The organism is Polynucleobacter sp. MG-6-Vaara-E2 (genome assembly GCF_018687695.1).
Taxonomy (GTDB): domain Bacteria; phylum Pseudomonadota; class Gammaproteobacteria; order Burkholderiales; family Burkholderiaceae; genus Polynucleobacter.
Window position 1 is genome coordinate 369,127 of sequence record NZ_CP061303.1, and the last position, 17,153, is coordinate 386,279.

A 17,153-nucleotide genomic window follows, 5' to 3' on the forward strand; every position below is an offset into this window, starting at 1 on the left:
CAATATTGAATCGGTAAATACCATGTTATCTATTAAGAATCTTGAAGCAGGCTACGGCAAAGTCAAAGTCCTCCACGGCATCAATATTAATGTTCCTAAGGGACAAGTAATTACGTTGATTGGCTCTAACGGCGCTGGCAAAACGACTACTATGCGTGCTATCACCGGCATGATCAAGCCAACCGCTGGTGAAGTGATCTTGGGTGGTGAAAAAATCGATGGTTACGACTCTCATAAGATTGCTCGCTTAGGTTTGGCACATAGCCCAGAAGGTCGTCGCGTGTTCACAACCATGTCAGTGACTGACAATTTATTGCTTGGCGCATTTCCTCGCTTTACGGGAAGCCGCCCAAAGGGTGATATCAAGAATGACTTAGAAAAGTCTCTCGAGATGTTCCCGCGCTTAAAAGAGCGTCGCAATCAATTAGCAGGTACCTTGTCCGGTGGTGAGCAGCAGATGTTGGCGATGGCTCGTGCTGTGATGCTCAACCCAGAAATTATTCTCTTGGACGAGCCATCCATGGGCCTAGCACCAATTTTGGTTGAAGAAGTATTTAAGATTATTTCTAACCTCAAATCACAAGGCGTGACCATGTTACTGGTCGAGCAGTTCGCTGCAGCAGCTTTGAATGTTGCTGACTATGGTTATGTATTAGAGAACGGCAAGATCGCAACACATGGCCCTGCTGCAAAACTCAAAGATGATCCTGCTGTGAAAGCAGCCTACTTGGGTGGTGCAGGCGGCCACTAAGCAGTCACTGCCATTAAAAGAAAAAGCCCTTTTTGAAGGGCTTTTTCTTTTGTTTTATTGCCTAATGAATTTAGAGACAAAGGAAGCGCTTGCAATAGACCGATGAGTGATCGTGGGTCGGTTTCTCGGGATTGATGTATTCCAAGAGCTCATGATGAAGATTGCTTACCGTGCCCGAAACGGTTCTGAGAGGCGTGGATAAAAAGGTGCTTGGTTTAATCACTGACATCAGCATGACCCCTAAAAGGCTGAATATCAGAATATAAAGAATCGAGAGCAGTGGTCTTTTCATAAACCATGCAAACCTTTGATAGTGAGACTTACTGCTACACCAAAAACCATGATGGCAAAGACTTGTTGTAAGCGAGGCCCGCTGAGCTTTTTGCTAATTGCTAAGCCTACGAGTAGCCCTGCCAATGCACCAAGAGAAAATGGTGCGGCTACTAAGAAATTAAATCCACCTGTTGCCGCAGAAAAGATCACGCTTCCGCCAGAGATCAGAGCCTGTACACCTAAGGAGGTCACAATGATCGATTGCGCAGTTAAATTGGTATAGCGTTTTAATGCAGGAATGATGATGAAGCCACCACCAACTCCTAAAAGTCCTGATAAGAAGCCGGCCAAACCGCCAGTAAGAGCAAGCGCTCTGGCACAGGACACATTCCAATATAGCTTTCCAATTGAGGGATCTATTAAACAAGGGGGTGGTTTTCTTGGTGGATCAACAATTCCTAAAGATGTTTTTCGAGCTTGTCTGTATTGATTAAATGCAGAGTAAAAGAGGGCTGCGCTAAAAATGAGTAGAAGAGGACCATTGGGAATTTGATTTGCCAACCAAAAACCAGCAGGAGCCAAAATCACTCCAAAGATTGCCATAAAGATAGCAGCTTTGTAGCGCAATAGTTTATTTTTGAGCCCTATCAATGCACCTACGCCTGCTGCGAGTGCAATTGCCGACAGAGAAATGGGACTGGCATCCACCATATTCATGTGAAGAGCAAAAACCAGAAGCGGAACAGAAAGAATTCCGCCGCCAGCGCCGGTGAGTCCCATGAGGATTCCGACGATCATTCCCAATGCAGGGCTGATGAGTATTGAGTGGTCCATTGCACTTCATTTTATAGTGCGAATGGCTTTATTTATCTAAGCTAATTTTGATCCGTATATTAAAGATACTGTGCCATAAAAAAATGGCAAAAAAGACTAGCCCAGCTATCCAGTGCACATCAATGACTCCTTCCCGGATCCCTTCTGGACCATAGTAGAGTAGCGCTCCAGAAGTGAGGAGAATCAATACAAAGCCTAGTTGACCAAAGCCGCTAATCCATTGCCGCCTGGATTTATAGCCCGCCTTGAGGTGAAAGGGTAGAACAGAGCCAAGTGCAAGAGTCGCCAGCATGGCCGCTACCCCATGTATAGCCAAAATATTGTGAGATCCCATGAGAGACCGCTGAATCTGAAACTCATTACCTATCAAGTAAATACTCCCACTCAATGAGCAGCTTAAGATCCCTAGAGTGACAAACCATTTCTGCCAGTTTGGCATTTTTCCTAATCGACTCATATGGCAATCCGAATCGCTTGGGCTGAGAATTTTGCAAAGCAGGGATGATTGGCTTGCTTTGATATGGCTAGGACTTTGGTGAGCGCATCAGCGTAGACACATTCTTTTGCCAAAATTGAATAGGACTCAGAAGATTGCACATAGATCTCAGCCACTTCATTGGCTATAGGGTTGATCAGATGACTTTGCTGTTGGTCTCTATTTGCAAAATAGAGACTACTTGTAGCGAGTGCAGCATTTCTAATAGAGCCAATGTCAAGAAGTTCTGAGGGATTTTTAGGGTTACGAATATGGATCGGAGTGTGCATATCTCCAAATACCCTTAAGTCTCCTCCAGCATTGACAATGCCAGAGCTCACGCCTTCTGAGATCAGAATCTTTACTGCCATATCTACTGCAAATCCTTTTGCAATTCCTCCAAGATCCAAACAGACTGGGCGCGAAGAGGTAATCAGTTCAGGCGTAAGAAAGCAAATATCCTCTATGCCACCAAGATTGTGATTGGTGAAGTCAATATGACGCGGTAGTAGCCCGGCAGCAACTAGACGATGACCAATGCCACAGTTAAAGAGACCCCTAGAGTAACGGTTCACCTCTTTTGCAGTGCGAAGTACCTGTGCTGTCCAAGGATGGATATCCACTGCTTTGTGATGAGCATAGCGATTGATGTAATTGAGTTCGCTAGACGGATTATGAAAACCCATTAAGCCTTGAATTTGTTCAATCGCCTCAAAGGCGTAATTTATGGCAGTCTGTTGAGCTCCCTGATCAACAGAGATCTCAACAAAGGTTCCAAGCAAGGGCTTACAGCGGGTGATCATGCAGCGCTCATTTTGATTTGATGGGGGTGTTCTTGAGTGCCAAGTCATATAGAACGGTGACCCGCTTTACGCCATCGGTGAGGTGCTTGCAGGAAAGTGTTGCACCACCAATATTTTGAATATCTTGATTCAGTTTGATGGGATCATTCACTGTTTTACCAACAAACTGCTTGCGCCACTGTTGATCACCCACTTCATAGCCATAAGATTCAACATACTCCAGAATCTCAATACCCAAAATACTGCCCCTAGCGTTCAGGGCAACGGCGTAGGTAATCATTTCATGCTTACCTACGACTTCATCAATCACCAGCCAACCACCATCTGCGGATCTCCAAATACGATCACCCTGGAAAGGATGGCGAATACTAGAGGCTGTCCGCATCCTTTCTTGTAAATCATCACTAATGATGATGGGTGATTTACTCATTGCTTTGTTAGGAAAAAGAATTTGCTGAGCTTGTTCGCTCGAGATATAAATTTTTGCCTGAGCAATGATGGGTGCTGTTAGCATTGCGAGCCCTGCTACAGCATATGGATTTGGTTTCCAATCGATCATTTTTTCTTATCTCTTTAATTCAAAGGAAAGCCAACTTTGAGAATGTATTCATTGACTGAGTGGCTATCCCATACGCGGGCATTTGAGCATTCAGCTTCACCGCCACCCATGCAGGTACCACCTGCAAGCTGATAGCGCCAAGCGCCGGTCACCCACCAGTCTTTAGCGGCATAGTGCAAGTTTGGACCAACAAAGGTTGCGCGTTGTACTTGATTGCGTAAATTGAGTTCTGAATAGTCGTTATGAAAACGTGCTTCAACCCCAGCTGACCATTTGGGTGCAAATCGATAGCTTGCCCCAACCAAAATATCGAGCATAGATTCAGGCACGTTGCCATTCTCAATAAATTTGAGACGCTCATTTGCAACTACAACGTTGCTTGCAAGTATTAGGCGATCGTCGATGAAGTTTGATTGCAGTAATAAACGTGCTTCAATCTCATCTTTATTTCTACCCCAAGTAGGCTCAAGATATAGACCAACACCTACGGGTGAAGTTACTGGATTGGTAATACGGTAAATCGCCTCCAAAGAGCCACCTTCAATACCGCTCTTTCTGTAGGCGGTGGAGGGATCATGTGATGAGGGAACGCCGTAGCCTCCCGTACAGGTTGGTGTGTCACCGCAGGCTTCTGAGTTGGTGTAGTTTTGATTGGCATTCGTATGGTAAGAATTGATATAACCGGCTACTTGTAAGTCATTGGTGAGGCCGTACTCGAGTTCCGTCCTTGCTGTCCAAGCATCGTATGTACCGGCAGCTTGTGTTTGATTAAGTTGAACTCGTTGCTCAAATTCCCACTTACCCTTGGGTTGCAGGTCTAAGGTGTAGATCCAGCCAAAGGCTCCTTCCCCGGCGTGGGCTAGTGAGAGGTGCAATGCTGCGGCAAGGACGAGGCTAAAGGCAATCAGTTTTTGAATAGTCAATTTCATAGTTTTCTGAGAGAGGGTTGAGAAAGTTAAATGAGAACGGTTCTCAATATATCATCAAATGAGAATGATTCTCAAATAGGAAAAAGACCATATTTCAATAAATGATTCAATTTCTAGGGCGATTTGAATTCCCTTGTAAGATTTCTTTTCAATGGATTTACAAGCACTCGAAAAACTCGTACTCATGAAGATGCCCTTTGGTAAACATGCTGGGAGAGCATTGGCAGATCTGCCGGGAAACTATTTGGCGTGGTTTGCACGCGAGGGGTTTCCCAAGGGCGAGCTAGGCGAACTATTGGAGTTAATGCACACGCTTGATCACAATGGCTTGCGTGGATTATTAGCCCCTATTCAAAGAGCCCACGGCTTACAAGCTAAATCAAAATGACTTTGAGCGAACGATGACAGTGACGCGGTTGCGCTCATAAGTGACCCGAGGTGATTCTGGTGGGCTACTTTGAATTGGGCTCACAAACAGCGAGGTTTGCGATTTAAGCTGCGTCGCAATTCTTTTAGCGAGTTCACCATTCCGATCATATTGAATCTGAACACTGGCCACCTTACCTTCTTGAATGCGTGCAATCAGAGCATTGAGCTTATCGGTTGAGTATTCATCGAAAAATAGGGGGTACCAGCCACCCATCAATCCCTGATTTGGTAGGGCTTTAGGGGCAATGGTGGGTTTAGGCTTAGACTGCTCAGGCTGAATAGGTAATTGAAAATCGATGCCTGTTTTGGCAACTAATTCGGAATAAGAAATCGGCGGAGACATTTGCGCCTCATTGCTGTTTTCTATCCAATAAGCCCATGCATGATTCTGATTGGGGTCATAAACCAATTTAAACAAGTGACTCGGAATCGTGACACGACTCCTGCCGATGCTGCCTTGATTTCCAGTAGAGCCAGTAAAGATATAAACATCTCCCGATGCTCTTTTTGCATAAAGCCTAGTAGGCTCTTCAACATTTTTCGCCCAAATCCCCTGATTGTTTTGCCTAGCCTGCGGCATCATATTTGCCAGGGAGAAAGACTGGTCCATTGCACTTTCATTGCCCATATCCCCAGCTGGAGCGTTATGTCCACGATCATAGCCGCTCCCACGGTAGTCAGAAAGTAGGGCTCGCTCTGCAAAAGGTAGTCTTGCTTCTTCGTAAAACTGATTGGTTCTACGTGGATGTGGCCCAAGCAATTGTTCGCGATTGAGTTTTTCTACCGTGTAGATAGGCTTTTTATCTTGCGGCGAGTAATACACCGCAAAGCTATCAAAGCAAAGGTCGCGACCAATTTCGGTGGTAACGGGCACTTGTTGGCCTGGAAAGAGATCTTTGCATGCATCAAAGAGTGCATAGGCCCTCACGGGGCCTAGTAAGACGGCCAGTAATAATAGAGGCCTTAGAAGTATGTGAATTGCTTTCATTTCCTACAAGTGTAGGGGTTACTCCAAGCTTCCCTAAAACATTCTGCAGTAGCTCCATGAGTTAGCTCTTCAGTGCACGAGAAATCAGCGCTAATCACCCATTGCCCGTTGATTCCCAGACCCTCCGGCCCTTAAAATAATGCCTTGCAGCATTTGGTAGGCAATACTACTGGTAGATATATAGGGCGATTGAAATACTAGATGTATGGTTTTTCTAGGCAATTTTTCGTTTCAAATAGTAAAAAAGTCCTCATTTAAGAATTTTTTTACAAAATGAAATTAATGCTCACTAACTTTCATAAGTAATTGATTTATCTAAATTAAATATGAATTTTTTGTCATGTCTAAGGGATCCCCCGTAAATCAAGACCTAAAAGTTATTGAAATACCGTTCTTTATTCTTGACTTGATATAAGAACCTTTTTAGGATGACCCATGTTTTTTAGATATTGCGGTGCAACATAAACCAATGGCACGGTTTTGGGGTGTCGCAAACAAATGAATGAGTAAATGTTTATTGAACAATTTGAGTGAGATGCAGGAGGGGCAGTCAGCAATGCTGGCAGCCAAACAACTGCTGACCCAAACTATGGCTCCGGTATTTAGAGTCATTAAAGGTCTACTCGTTGTGGCTGTATTCATGGTGATTGGACTTTGGCTATCGGGCAACGGAACAAATGCCGGTGCTTTTGATTTAGCCCGTATCTTGGTACCCGATGAGGCGCGTCATATTGTTTGGAACAATGGCTTTGACATGTTGGATCAGTACAAGACTGGCGGTCCTGACTCTGAAGCAACAATCTCGGATGCCAATATTGCCAGTGTAATTTACGATAAAGCTAAGACCGTCAATACTGGTTTATCTGGCGCTAAACAGCAGGCGGTTGCCCTGTTAATGCCCTCTGTCGCGCAAGTACAGGTTAAGTCAATCTCCCATTTGGCTGACCGGATTCCGAGTTCCAAGATTGATCCACAAGCTCTAGATAGTAATTTGATGGGCTCGATTCAGAATCAAAGAGCAGTAGCGGATTTCTTTGAGAAAAAATATAGCCTTGATCGCTCCAAGATTGAAGAGTACGTATCCAACACGATTCTGATTGCCAAAGAGGTCAATATTGATCCTGTCTTGTTATTGGCTGTGATTTCAGTTGAATCCAACTTCAACCCAAATACGAAGAGCCATGCTGGTGCAGAAGGCCTCATGCAAGTAATGACTTCAGTGCACCGTGATAAGTACGCACTGTATGGCGGGACTCAAGAGGCGGTAAAGCCTGAGGTCAATATTCGTGTGGGCGCCTATATCTTGAAATATCTCATTGCTACTGCAGGCTCTTTGCGAAATGGTCTGAAGTTTTATGTAGGCGCAGCGAATGCTGAAGACGATGGCGGTTATGCCGATAAGGTAATGGCAGAGCGTAATCGCCTGATTGGTATTTGTCAGACTCGATCTACCAATCGCTTAACACTGAATGGCAAAGACCTACGTTCTTAATTTCAGAGTAAAGAAACAAAAAGCCACCCTAGGGTGGCTTTTTGTTTGGGTGGAGTGGCGTTTAATTCACGTCATGTAATTCAACATCAAATACTAATGTTGCGTTTGGAGGTATCACGCCACCTGCACCGCGGGCTCCATAACCCATCTCAGAAGGGATGATAAGAGTGCGCTTACCGCCAATTTTCATGCCGGCAACCCCTTCATCCCAACCTTTAATAACATGACCTGCACCCAATGGGAAGCTAAAGAGTTGGCCACGATCGAGTGAGCTGTCAAATTTTTGGCCTTTGTGCTCAGGGGCACTCTCATCATAAAGCCAGCCGGTGTAGTGCACATCAACATGATTGCCATTGGTCGCTTCTTTGCCCTCACCAACAACTGTATCGATTTTTTTGAGTTCGGTCATGATTATTCCTATTGGGTAAAAATAGATTGGCTAGTATATGCTGAGCTCTAGATTCTTACTGCACGATAAATAACATGACCAATTACTGGCCCAATTGCGGGTATCAAACATTGCTTTCAAGCTCTGATGGACAACTATTGGTAACAGATGATTTTTTACGGACGTATTTACAACGACCTGAATTGAGTCTCGTCCCAGAATCCTGTGATGCCGAAAAAGCATTACACCAACGTCTTCTTGATGACCCTCGCGCAGTTATTACAGAGCAAGAAATTGCAACAATGCAAGATGAAGATATTCAGGAAAACTATCGCGTGTGGTTGCGCTATCGAGCTCGATTACTGGCTGCAAGCTCATTAGAGAATTTTTACATGAGCCTATTTAAGGGTGATGGCGTTGATGTACCCCCCTTATTTGTGATGCAGCTAGCGCAGATCTTTGTCCGACATATCCTGGGCGAGAGTGCGCACCCACTGGAAGTGCGTATGGCTGAATTGTTCTTTCGAGCTCAAAAAATCACCGTACTGGAAGATAGTATTGTGATGGGTGCTGATGAAGATGTGGTGGCTCGTAATGCCCAAGCTGGTGAGTCAGGAAACATTATGGACCTTCTCAAGGGAAAGTCGATGTTGACTAAATCTGCAGATCTAGATGTTTTATATGAAGATAACGCTGCTGAATATTGGGCGCGTAATGAAGATTTCGATTATGCGGTTCAGCTCAATTTTGGCCATGAACCAATGAATCATTTTTGTCGTGTGCTCGAAAAGTGGATCAAACATTTTTTAGGTGCAGCAGTACGCATCACCCCAATGCAGCAAATTAACGATCCTAAATGGTCTTGGCATGTTGGTTTAGATGCCGCTGCGACTGAGATATTGAATAAGCTCTATAACAAAGAGTTGCTGGATGCTGAAGAACTCGAGAGAGTAATTTGCCTCTTTCGCCTGGATTTTATCGATGAAGCAGCGGTGGCTAAGGCGCAGCAAGGTAAGCCGGTATATCTAGCAATCGCTATGAATGATCAGCAGCAACTAAAGCTCAAACCTCAAAACTTATTATTTAATTTGCCACTAGCTAAGGCTTCCTAAGCTGTCGGTTGTTTTTTGTTTTGACTAGTAAGCCAGAGTAGAGCCATAGCTGTAATGATCACAGGGATGAGTGAGCCAAGGTTCAGGATATTCCAGCCCTGTGAGGTAACTAGCGCACCCGATCCAAAAGAGGTGAAGGCCATCGTGCCAAAGACGAAGAAGTTAATCGATGCCTGAGCTTTATCACGCTCATTGGGATGGTAAGCAGTCATTGCCAATGAAGTAGAACCGGTAAATAAGAAGTTCCAGCCCACGCCCAGCAAAAAGAGGGCGATGAGGAATTGATGAAGGTCTACTCCAGTCAGTGCAATGAATATGCACAGGAAATTAAGGCACACACCAACACCCATCATTTTGAGGGCGCCAAAACGTTGAATGAGGGAGCCTGTGAAAAATCCAGGAGCAAACATCCCTATGACATGCCACTCTAATACCAGAGCAGTATCTGAAAAAGGTAAGCCGCAAATTTGCATGGCCAAAGGTGTTGCAGCCATGAGCAGATTCATGACCCCATAACCTAGAGATGCGCCAATCACAGCAACCATAAATACGGGTTGCTGCAGAATGCTTTTGAGTGGGCGCCCATCCGATAGCGAATGCTGGGTTTTAAATTCTTCGGGAAAGTGAATGAACTGCATCACACCTATTCCGATGAGGGCTGCAATGGATAGCGTAAGGTAGGCACCCAAAAAAGCAGTACTGAAGAAGTCTCTTGTCCAAGAGGCGAGGTTGGGTCCTATGACTGCCCCTAGAATGCCGCCAGCTAAAACCCAAGAAACTGCTTTATCCCGTTGACTAGCTTCGGTAAGTTCGGCAGCAGCAAAACGGTAGAGTTGTCCATTGGCGCTGTAGTAGCCCGCAATAAAAGTGCCTAGAACGAGTAGCCAAAAATTTCTACTCAGTGCTGCATAGGCACACAACAAGGCAGATAGCATTGCTACCAATAGACCAAGTTGAAATGAAATCTTTCGTCCAAAACGATTTTGAGATTTGGCGACGATAGAGGTGGAAAAGGCTGCACCAACTACATAGCCCATGACCGGCAGCGTAGCCATCCAACTAATGGGGGCTAAGCTCAGACCCACTAGGCCATTAATGGCGATAAACGTGACGTTATTGGTCAGGAACAAGCCCTGGCAAAGAATCAGCAAGACAAGATTTTTATTGAGTAAAGGGTGCTTGCTAGTCATGGCTTGCAGTTTACGGGGAATTGCAGGGTTCAGCTGACTCGGTGAATTCCCTTAAATTGGTGTTTATCTGCGTGTTTGGGGTGCAAAACCCCCATTTTTGACAACCCCAATGATTTAAAATCGAAGTCTCGCCTCATTGGCAAAACGTCAGCTAAAAGCGACTTGCAAAATGCGGAATATGAGGGTGGCAGGGTAAAAACCTGACTCTGTAAATTTATCAATATCGAGGAAAAGTTAATGGCTTCAGAGAAATCAAAGATTATTTACACGCTGACAGATGAAGCGCCACTTTTGGCGACCTGCGCATTTTTACCAATCATCCGTACTTTTACAGCGCCGGCTGGAGTAGAAATTGTCAAAAGCGACATTTCTGTTGCTGCTCGTATCTTGGCTGAATTTTCTGATTGCTTAACTGCTGAACAAAAAGTGCCTGATAACTTGGCTGAACTCGGCAAAATGACTTTGCTCCCAGATACCAACATCATTAAGCTGCCAAATATCAGTGCCTCAGTACCGCAATTGCTTGCGGCGATTAAAGAACTACAAAGCAAAGGGTACAAAATCCCGAATTTTCCGGATGATCCCAAAACGGATGAAGAAAAAGCCATCCGTGCTCGTTATTCCAAATGCTTGGGTAGTTCAGTGAATCCAGTATTGCGTGAAGGTAACTCTGACCGCCGCGCCCCTCCTGCAGTTAAACGCTACGCCCGCAAAAATCCTCACTCGATGGGGGAGTGGAGTCAGGCATCCCGTACACACGTTTCTCATATGCATGGCGGTGACTTCTACTCAAGCGAGAAGTCTATGACTATGGCTAAGGCCTGTGATGTCAAGATGGACTTGGTGACCAAGAGTGGCAAAACCATTGTTCTGAAACCAAAGGTCTCTTTATTGGCTGGCGAGATTATCGACAGTATGTATATGAGCAAAAAAGCATTGTGCGAGTTCTACGAAAAAGAAATCGAAGATGCTTATAAGACGGGCATGATGCTGTCCTTACACGTGAAGGCAACCATGATGAAAGTTTCACACCCGATCGTATTTGGTCATGCGGTGAAGATTTTCTACAAGGATGCTTTTATAAAACACGCTAAGTTGTTTGAAGAGTTGGGTGTGAATGCCAATAATGGTATGAGTAGTCTCTATGACAAGATCAAAACCTTGCCAGAGTCTAAGCGTGAGGAAATTATTCAAGATTTGCACGCTTGCCATGAGCATCGTCCAGCTTTGGCAATGGTCGACTCCGCTAAAGGCATCACCAACTTACATTCTCCAAGCGATGTGATCGTGGATGCTTCTATGCCCGCCATGATTCGTGTTGGCGGCAAGATGTGGGGTGCAGACGGTCGCTTGCATGACACCAAGGCTGTGATTCCAGAGAGTACCTTTGCCCGTATCTATCAAGAAATGATCAATTTCTGTAAGACTCATGGCAACTTTGATCCAACTACTATGGGTACTGTGCCGAATGTGGGCTTGATGGCTCAGCAGGCAGAAGAGTACGGTTCACATGACAAAACCTTCGAGATTCCAGAGGCAGGTGTAGCACGCGTTGTTGCTGACGACGGCACAGTATTGCTTGAGCAGAATGTTGAAGAGGGTGATATCTGGCGTATGTGCCAATGTAAAGATGCTCCGATTCGGGACTGGGTCAAATTGGCAGTTAACCGTGCACGTCTTTCTAATACTCCAGCTGTATTCTGGTTGGACGAGTACCGTCCACATGAGGCTGAGTTAATTAAGAAAGTTAAAACCTACCTCAAAGACTATGATCTTGAAGGTGTTGATATTCAGATCATGTCTCAAACCCGCGCAATGCGATACACCCTTGAGCGCGTGATTCGCGGCAAGGACACCATTTCTGTAACAGGCAACATCTTACGTGACTACCTCACCGATTTGTTCCCAATTATGGAGCTGGGAACCAGTGCGAAGATGTTGTCCATCGTGCCATTGATGGCTGGCGGCGGTTTGTTTGAGACTGGTGCTGGCGGTTCTGCTCCTAAGCACGTTCAACAACTTGTTGAAGAAAATCATTTACGCTGGGATTCGCTGGGCGAGTTCTTGGCTTTAGCAGTTTCTCTTGAAGATATCGGTGATAAGACCGGCAATCCAAAAGTGAAGATCTTGGCGCGTACCCTGGATGAGGCTACTGGCAAATTGTTGGATAACAATAAGTCACCATCTCCTCGTACTGGTGAGCTAGATAACCGTGGAAGTCAGTTCTACCTCGCGATGTATTGGGCTGAAGCTTTGGCAGCACAAACTGAAGATAAGGAGTTGCAAGCTTATTTCGCGCCTTTGGCTAAGTCTTTGGCTGAAAATGAGAAGAAGATCATTGAAGAGCTCAAAGCAGTACAGGGTAAGCCAGCTGACATTGGTGGTTACTATGTTGCTGATCCTGAGAAGTGCAAAGCAGTAATGCGTCCAAGCACTACCTTCAATGCAGCCTTGAAAGCAGCAAGAGCTTAGTAGGTATAAGCGATAAGACCTCATTACATAAATTAGGTTTAAGATAAAAAAGCAAACTCTCGGGTTTGCTTTTTTATCGCCCCAAAACCTTTATCGCAATCATGCCAAAACCAAAAGACCTTGTTGAATTAACTTATCTGAGCGAAGCAGTCTCGGATATGTCTTTTTTAGGTTTGATGAGGTTGCTTGAGTCAGCTCGCGCTTTTAATCAGCTGCACAGCATTACTGGCATTCTGTTTTATGACAACCAGCAGTTTGGTCAAGTCATTGAGGGTGAGCGCGCCAACATCATGAAAGTCTGGAAGCGAATTCAGGAAGATAAGCGTCATCATCGCATTGAGTTATTAGAAATTCGGGAGATTGCCGAGCGGAGTTATCCGGAATGGTTGCTTCGGTTTTACGGTGGAGAAACTCTAGTTAAAGACTATCCCGTTCTAGCTGGCATGGTAGGTGGGATGGATAAACATAGCCTTTCGCTCTTAAATAAAATGCGCGAATCCCAGCATTAATCAATAAATACGTTCAGATCAAAACAGTAGCAAAATAGCTCTATTACTTAGATGGAGCCTCTCATGAGCTTTATTGATAAAACCATTGTTGCTAGTGACATCACGCCAAAAGCGGTGTTTGAAAATCGCCGTACCTTAATCAAGGCTGCCGCTGCTGGTAGTTTTGGAGCAGTCTTGGCGCCTTGGTTTTCGAGAGAGGCATTAGCAGCTACTCCAGAAAAGTTGAGCGCTACACTCAATTCGACCTACAGTACTAAAGATGAAGCAACGCCATATAAATATGTGACGAGCTATAACAACTTCTATGAGTTTGGCACTGATAAATCAGATCCAGCAGCCAATGCTGGAAGTTTGCAAACGAGGCCCTGGACTATCTCTATCGAAGGTTTGGTAAAAAAACCAGTAACACTCGATATTGATGCTTTACTCAAGTTGGCGCCCATGGAAGAGCGTGTTTATCGTATGCGCTGTGTCGAAGGTTGGTCAATGGTTATTCCATGGGATGGATATTCGCTTTCCAAGTTGATTGATAAAGTAGAGCCATTGGGTTCGGCCAAGTATGTAGAATTTATTTCATTGGCAGATCGCAAACAAATGCCAGGAATCAGCAGCAATATCATTAATTGGCCTTACCGCGAAGGTTTGCGTATGGATGAGGCTATGAATCCCTTGACGCTTCTCACCTTTGGTCTATATGGCGAGGTTCTACCTAAGCAAAATGGTGCTCCAGTGCGCATCGTGGTGCCCTGGAAATATGGGTTTAAGAGCGCAAAATCGATTGTCAAAATTCGGTTTACAGAAGAGATGCCTAAAACTAGCTGGAATCAATTCGATGCGCGAGAGTATGGCTTTTACTCGAACGTAAACCCACTGGTTGATCATCCGCGCTGGAGTCAAGCGACAGAGCGTCGTATTGGCGATCCAAAAGGCATGTTTGCTCCGAAGATCAAAACGCAAATGTTTAATGGATATGCCGATCAAGTCGCCAGCATGTATGCTGGTATGGATTTGAAAAAATACTATTAAACAAATGAGAAAAATTTACTCGGCGGGAGTTGTTGCACTCCTTAGCAGCTTCTTTCTATTCAGTAGTTCGCCTGGCTATAGCCAAAGTGTTGATGCACCAGTTAAAACGATTCCATCGTTAGATGTACCTCGCTACCTGGGAACCTGGTATGAGATTGCCAAGTTTCCGAATTGGTTTCAGAAAAAATGTGTCAGCAATACGCAGGCAGTCTATTCGCTCCGATCTGACGGTAATCTCAAAGTGCTCAATAGTTGTAAGCAAGCAGATGGAGCAATTTCTCAGGCTGAGGGCTTAGCTCGGCAAATTGGTGCCAAGGATTCGCCTAAGCTTGAAGTGCGTTTTGCGCCAGCTTGGTTAGCTTTTTTGCCCATGGTTTGGGGTGACTATTGGGTCATTGATCTTGACCCTCAGTATCAGGTCGCTGTTGTGAGCGATCCTAAACGTGAGTATCTTTGGATTCTTTCTAGAACTCCAAACATGGATAAAAGAACTTATGAAGAATTGCTTTCTCGTTTGCAAGCCCAGCAATTTGATATACGTAAACTAGAGCTCACTTCGCAAGCAGTAGAAACCCAGAAGAACTAAATTGAGCATATTGACTTTGCCTCCAGGAATTGAGGTATTCGAGCGAGGCTGGTTATCTGCAAATAATATTTTTCATTTCGGCGATAGTGACGTTTCTTTAGTCGATAGTGGCTACTACACTCATCAAGCCATGACCATTAATTTAGTGCGTAATGCGCTAGAAAAACATGGACTCAAGACCTTAAATAAAGTTGTTAATACACATCTTCATTCAGATCACTGCGGAGGAAATGCTGAGCTGGTTAAGACTTTTGCTTGCGAAGTCGGTATTCCTGCTGCGGAGGCATTAGCAGTACAAGACTGGAATGAAGAATTATTAAGCTATCAAAACCTAGGTCAAGAATGTCCTCGCTTCAAGCATGATGATTTGCTGATCCCCGGACAAGACATTGTGTTGGGGCGCTATACGTGGAAAATACTGGCAGCACCAGGCCATGATCCCCATTCAGTCATGCTCTATCAAGAGCAGCACGGTATTTTGATTTCTGCTGATGCGCTGTGGGAAGAGGGGTTTGGCGTTATTTTCCCAGAGCTCTGGGGTGAGCCTGGCTTTGAAGAGGTGGCACAGACTTTAGATCTCATTGAGGATCTTTCTATCTTGCTTGTAATACCAGGGCATGGAAAAGTATTTACCGATGTTGCTAAATCGATTGCAACGGCTCGATCAAGATTGGATTACTTAGCATCGGATCCTGACCGTAACGCCCGCCATGGGGCGAAAGTATTGCTAAAGTACAAATTGATCGAATGGCAATCCAAAGATCTCAACGAGGTTATTGATTGGATTGGGAGCACTCCAGCGCTGAAGAGTGCAGCAAATCAGCTTAATATGGATACAGAAGAGTTTTCCCAATGGTTGCCACAAGCTTTGGTGAAGTCAGGGGCAGCCATATTGGATGGCAAATATTTAATCGATCAAGTTTAAAAAAGAGGACATATGGAACATACCGTTTTAGTGACTGGTGCTACCGCTGGTTTTGGTGAAGCAACTGCGCGCCGTTTTTTAGCTCACGGCCATAAAGTGATTGCGGTTGGCAGAAGAACCGAGCGTCTTGAGGCTCTCAAAGCATCTTTGCCTGCAGACCAACAGAAAAAATTACTGACTCTCGCTGTAGATGTTTGTGATAGCGCCAAAGTAGACGCTTTAGCAAGCAACTTACCTCCTGAATTTGCTAAGGTCACTGTTCTTGTGAATAACGCTGGTCTCGCTTTAGGCCTCGAGCCTGCTCATAAGGCTTTCTTGAGCGACTGGGACAAAATGATTGATACCAACATTAAAGGCTTGGTTCATATGAGCCGTGCGTTCTTGCCTGGTATGGTTGAACGAAAGTGTGGTCATGTGATTAATTTGGGGTCGGTAGCGGCGAACTATCCCTATCCTGGCGGCAATGTTTATGGTGGCACTAAAGCCTTTGTAAAGCAGTTCAGCTTGAACTTGCGTGCTGATTTAATTGGGACTCCAGTGCGTGTGACATGTATTGAGCCTGGTATGTGCGCAGGTACGGAGTTTTCTAATGTGCGCTTTAAGGGCGACGACGATAAAGCTAGTAAGGTTTATGATGGCGTAAAAGCTTTAAGTGCCGATGATGTTGCTGAGGCAATTTATTGGTCAGCTACTTTGCCAAGTCACATGAATATTAATGTTTTAGAACTTATGCCAGTTCAACAAGCATTTAACCCTTTCAATATTCACCGTGGGGAACTTTAAGACTGTTTGTCTTAATCTTTCCAGCGGTAAAACTGCGGATAGATACGCATCACTACGGGACCATTGAAGTCCCATGATTTGCAGGTACCTAAATAGAGAGGTGGCTTGCTTTCATCGGGATCAAATAGCGCCCCTGGAATCGCTTGAAAAGCTGCAGTTGCAAGGCTATTGAGTAGTTCGCGTAAGTGAGTGCAGCCGGCAATTCCACCTAAATGGGTTTGGACGGTTTTGCGCCATCCTTTTCCTAAGCGCTCACCAATCAAGCCATCCATGGTTGGAATGACATTCGGACATTCAGGGTGAGGGTGGCCATCCATTGCCACTTCAATATCTTGAATAACTAATTCGGTATTTAAAGTGAGGCGCACCCACATATCATGGAAAGCCTCACCAGGCTGCCAGGTTTTCGTACCAGTAACAAATGGCTTTGTCTTGCAATCCCTGAGATGACCTTCAATATCCCATAGACCATCTTCCCTTTCAAAACCTTGAAAAGTAACTTCTCGAGTATGGAGCAGTGATCGGGCTTTAGGTGTAGAGAGCATGTGGGGATATAGGCGACTAGATGGCTTGGTTTCTTTGATAACTCCAATAATAATGAATTCAAAAGTTGCCTTTCTGATCTACTG

Annotated in this window: 20 protein-coding genes; 10 read left to right on the forward strand and 10 right to left on the reverse strand. The window is 44.9% G+C overall.

The window, feature by feature from the left end; genetic code table 11:
* The first annotated feature begins 22 nt into the window (after positions 1-22).
* Positions 23-751 (forward strand): ABC transporter ATP-binding protein, encoded by a 729-nt coding sequence (locus ICV38_RS01965; protein ID WP_215382091.1) that lies wholly within the window; start codon positions 23-25, stop codon positions 749-751.
* A 70-nt stretch (positions 752-821) separates the two neighbouring features.
* On the opposite strand, the gene ICV38_RS01970 is transcribed toward ICV38_RS01965, so the two are convergent.
* The 6 genes from ICV38_RS01970 to ICV38_RS01995 all read right to left on the reverse strand — a co-directional run bounded on the left by ICV38_RS01970 (position 822) and on the right by ICV38_RS01995 (position 4,624).
* Positions 822-980: a hypothetical protein gene (locus ICV38_RS01970; protein ID WP_215382092.1), complete on the reverse strand. Its 159-nt coding sequence runs from the start codon at positions 978-980 to the stop codon at positions 822-824.
* Positions 981-1,039: 59 nt separating this feature from the next.
* Positions 1,040-1,858, reverse strand: coding sequence for a sulfite exporter TauE/SafE family protein (locus ICV38_RS01975; RefSeq protein ID WP_215382093.1), 819 nt, complete (start codon positions 1,856-1,858; stop codon positions 1,040-1,042).
* A gap of 28 nt (positions 1,859-1,886) precedes the next feature.
* On the reverse strand, positions 1,887-2,192 hold the full coding sequence (locus tag ICV38_RS01980) for a hypothetical protein (RefSeq protein ID WP_251368180.1): 306 nt from the start codon (positions 2,190-2,192) through the stop codon (positions 1,887-1,889).
* Positions 2,193-2,311: 119 nt separating this feature from the next.
* Positions 2,312-3,184, reverse strand: a complete 873-nt coding sequence (locus ICV38_RS01985) for an FAD:protein FMN transferase (protein WP_251368181.1) — start codon at positions 3,182-3,184, stop codon at positions 2,312-2,314.
* A complete protein-coding gene (locus ICV38_RS01990) occupies positions 3,144-3,695 on the reverse strand; it encodes an FMN-binding protein (protein WP_215382095.1) in 552 nt (183 codons plus the stop codon). The genes ICV38_RS01985 and ICV38_RS01990 overlap by 41 nt, the downstream gene beginning before the upstream one ends.
* Before the next feature lie 14 nt (positions 3,696-3,709).
* On the reverse strand, positions 3,710-4,624 hold the full coding sequence (locus tag ICV38_RS01995; protein ID WP_215382096.1) for a DUF6662 family protein: 915 nt from the start codon (positions 4,622-4,624) through the stop codon (positions 3,710-3,712).
* Positions 4,625-4,775: 151 nt separating this feature from the next.
* On the opposite strand from ICV38_RS01995, the gene ICV38_RS02000 reads away from it, so the two are divergent.
* Complete coding sequence (locus ICV38_RS02000) at positions 4,776-5,012, forward strand: DUF3820 family protein (protein WP_215382097.1); 237 nt, start codon at positions 4,776-4,778, stop codon at positions 5,010-5,012.
* Here the strand turns inward: ICV38_RS02000 and ICV38_RS02005 are convergent.
* Complete coding sequence (locus ICV38_RS02005; RefSeq protein ID WP_215382098.1) at positions 5,004-6,041, reverse strand: DNA/RNA non-specific endonuclease; 1,038 nt, start codon at positions 6,039-6,041, stop codon at positions 5,004-5,006. The genes ICV38_RS02000 and ICV38_RS02005 overlap by 9 nt on opposite strands.
* 502 nt (positions 6,042-6,543) lie before the next feature.
* Here ICV38_RS02005 and ICV38_RS02010 point away from each other — a divergent pair.
* Positions 6,544-7,533, forward strand: coding sequence for a transglycosylase SLT domain-containing protein (locus ICV38_RS02010; protein WP_215382099.1), 990 nt, complete (start codon positions 6,544-6,546; stop codon positions 7,531-7,533).
* Between the two features lie 61 nt (positions 7,534-7,594).
* Here the strand turns inward: ICV38_RS02010 and ICV38_RS02015 are convergent, their stop codons facing one another.
* Positions 7,595-7,942, reverse strand: a complete 348-nt coding sequence (locus ICV38_RS02015; protein ID WP_215382100.1) for an FKBP-type peptidyl-prolyl cis-trans isomerase — start codon at positions 7,940-7,942, stop codon at positions 7,595-7,597.
* 74 nt (positions 7,943-8,016) lie between these two features.
* Here ICV38_RS02015 and ICV38_RS02020 point away from each other — a divergent pair, with 74 nt between their 5' ends.
* Entirely contained in the window at positions 8,017-9,033 is a 1,017-nt protein-coding gene (locus tag ICV38_RS02020) for a DUF6352 family protein (protein ID WP_215382101.1), read from the forward strand.
* Here ICV38_RS02020 and ICV38_RS02025 read toward each other — a convergent pair.
* Positions 9,030-10,223, reverse strand: coding sequence for an MFS transporter (locus ICV38_RS02025; protein ID WP_215382102.1), 1,194 nt, complete (start codon positions 10,221-10,223; stop codon positions 9,030-9,032). The two genes, ICV38_RS02020 and ICV38_RS02025, sit on opposite strands and share 4 nt — an antisense overlap.
* A 237-nt stretch (positions 10,224-10,460) precedes the next feature.
* Between ICV38_RS02025 and ICV38_RS02030 the strand changes: the two genes are divergently transcribed.
* The 6 genes from ICV38_RS02030 (at position 10,461) to ICV38_RS02055 (ending at position 16,524) form a co-directional block, all read left to right on the forward strand.
* Positions 10,461-12,695, forward strand: a complete 2,235-nt coding sequence (locus ICV38_RS02030; protein ID WP_215382103.1) for an NADP-dependent isocitrate dehydrogenase — start codon at positions 10,461-10,463, stop codon at positions 12,693-12,695.
* 101 nt (positions 12,696-12,796) lie between these two features.
* On the forward strand, positions 12,797-13,204 hold the full coding sequence (locus tag ICV38_RS02035) for a BLUF domain-containing protein (protein WP_215382104.1): 408 nt from the start codon (positions 12,797-12,799) through the stop codon (positions 13,202-13,204).
* A 63-nt stretch (positions 13,205-13,267) separates the two neighbouring features.
* Complete coding sequence (gene msrP, locus ICV38_RS02040; RefSeq protein WP_215382105.1) at positions 13,268-14,230, forward strand: protein-methionine-sulfoxide reductase catalytic subunit MsrP; 963 nt, start codon at positions 13,268-13,270, stop codon at positions 14,228-14,230.
* Positions 14,231-14,234: 4 nt separating this feature from the next.
* Entirely contained in the window at positions 14,235-14,816 is a 582-nt protein-coding gene (locus tag ICV38_RS02045) for a lipocalin family protein (RefSeq protein WP_215382106.1), read from the forward strand.
* Between the two features lies 1 nt (position 14,817).
* Positions 14,818-15,741, forward strand: coding sequence for an MBL fold metallo-hydrolase (locus tag ICV38_RS02050; protein ID WP_251368182.1), 924 nt, complete (start codon positions 14,818-14,820; stop codon positions 15,739-15,741).
* Between the two features lie 12 nt (positions 15,742-15,753).
* Positions 15,754-16,524, forward strand: a complete 771-nt coding sequence (locus ICV38_RS02055; RefSeq protein WP_215382107.1) for an SDR family NAD(P)-dependent oxidoreductase — start codon at positions 15,754-15,756, stop codon at positions 16,522-16,524.
* 11 nt (positions 16,525-16,535) lie between these two features.
* Here ICV38_RS02055 and ICV38_RS02060 read toward each other — a convergent pair whose 3' ends face one another.
* Positions 16,536-17,069, reverse strand: a complete 534-nt coding sequence (locus ICV38_RS02060) for a DUF2889 domain-containing protein (RefSeq protein WP_215382108.1) — start codon at positions 17,067-17,069, stop codon at positions 16,536-16,538.
* Between the last annotated feature and the right edge of the window lie 84 nt (positions 17,070-17,153).

Bases quoted from the DNA above. Each gene is read 5' to 3' on its own strand.
- ICV38_RS02015 (WP_215382100.1), bottom strand. From the start codon at position 7,942: ATGACCGAACTCAAAAAAATCGATACAGTTGTTGGTGAGGGCAAAGAA.
- ICV38_RS02005 (WP_215382098.1), bottom strand. From the start codon at position 6,041: ATGAAAGCAATTCACATACTTCTAAGGCCTCTATTATTACTGGCCGTC.
- ICV38_RS01985 (WP_251368181.1), bottom strand. From the start codon at position 3,184: ATGACTTGGCACTCAAGAACACCCCCATCAAATCAAAATGAGCGCTGC.
- ICV38_RS01965 (WP_215382091.1), top strand. From the start codon at position 23: ATGTTATCTATTAAGAATCTTGAAGCAGGCTACGGCAAAGTCAAAGTC.
- ICV38_RS02045 (WP_215382106.1), top strand. From the start codon at position 14,235: ATGAGAAAAATTTACTCGGCGGGAGTTGTTGCACTCCTTAGCAGCTTC.
- msrP (WP_215382105.1), top strand. From the start codon at position 13,268: ATGAGCTTTATTGATAAAACCATTGTTGCTAGTGACATCACGCCAAAA.
- ICV38_RS01970 (WP_215382092.1), bottom strand. From the start codon at position 980: ATGTCAGTGATTAAACCAAGCACCTTTTTATCCACGCCTCTCAGAACC.
- ICV38_RS02020 (WP_215382101.1), top strand. From the start codon at position 8,017: ATGACCAATTACTGGCCCAATTGCGGGTATCAAACATTGCTTTCAAGC.
- ICV38_RS02025 (WP_215382102.1), bottom strand. From the start codon at position 10,223: ATGACTAGCAAGCACCCTTTACTCAATAAAAATCTTGTCTTGCTGATT.
- ICV38_RS01995 (WP_215382096.1), bottom strand. From the start codon at position 4,624: ATGAAATTGACTATTCAAAAACTGATTGCCTTTAGCCTCGTCCTTGCC.
- ICV38_RS02055 (WP_215382107.1), top strand. From the start codon at position 15,754: ATGGAACATACCGTTTTAGTGACTGGTGCTACCGCTGGTTTTGGTGAA.
- ICV38_RS01990 (WP_215382095.1), bottom strand. From the start codon at position 3,695: ATGATCGATTGGAAACCAAATCCATATGCTGTAGCAGGGCTCGCAATG.
- ICV38_RS02000 (WP_215382097.1), top strand. From the start codon at position 4,776: ATGGATTTACAAGCACTCGAAAAACTCGTACTCATGAAGATGCCCTTT.
- ICV38_RS02060 (WP_215382108.1), bottom strand. From the start codon at position 17,069: ATGCTCTCTACACCTAAAGCCCGATCACTGCTCCATACTCGAGAAGTT.
- ICV38_RS02010 (WP_215382099.1), top strand. From the start codon at position 6,544: ATGAGTAAATGTTTATTGAACAATTTGAGTGAGATGCAGGAGGGGCAG.
- ICV38_RS01975 (WP_215382093.1), bottom strand. From the start codon at position 1,858: ATGGACCACTCAATACTCATCAGCCCTGCATTGGGAATGATCGTCGGA.
- ICV38_RS02035 (WP_215382104.1), top strand. From the start codon at position 12,797: ATGCCAAAACCAAAAGACCTTGTTGAATTAACTTATCTGAGCGAAGCA.
- ICV38_RS02030 (WP_215382103.1), top strand. From the start codon at position 10,461: ATGGCTTCAGAGAAATCAAAGATTATTTACACGCTGACAGATGAAGCG.
- ICV38_RS01980 (WP_251368180.1), bottom strand. From the start codon at position 2,192: ATGGGATCTCACAATATTTTGGCTATACATGGGGTAGCGGCCATGCTG.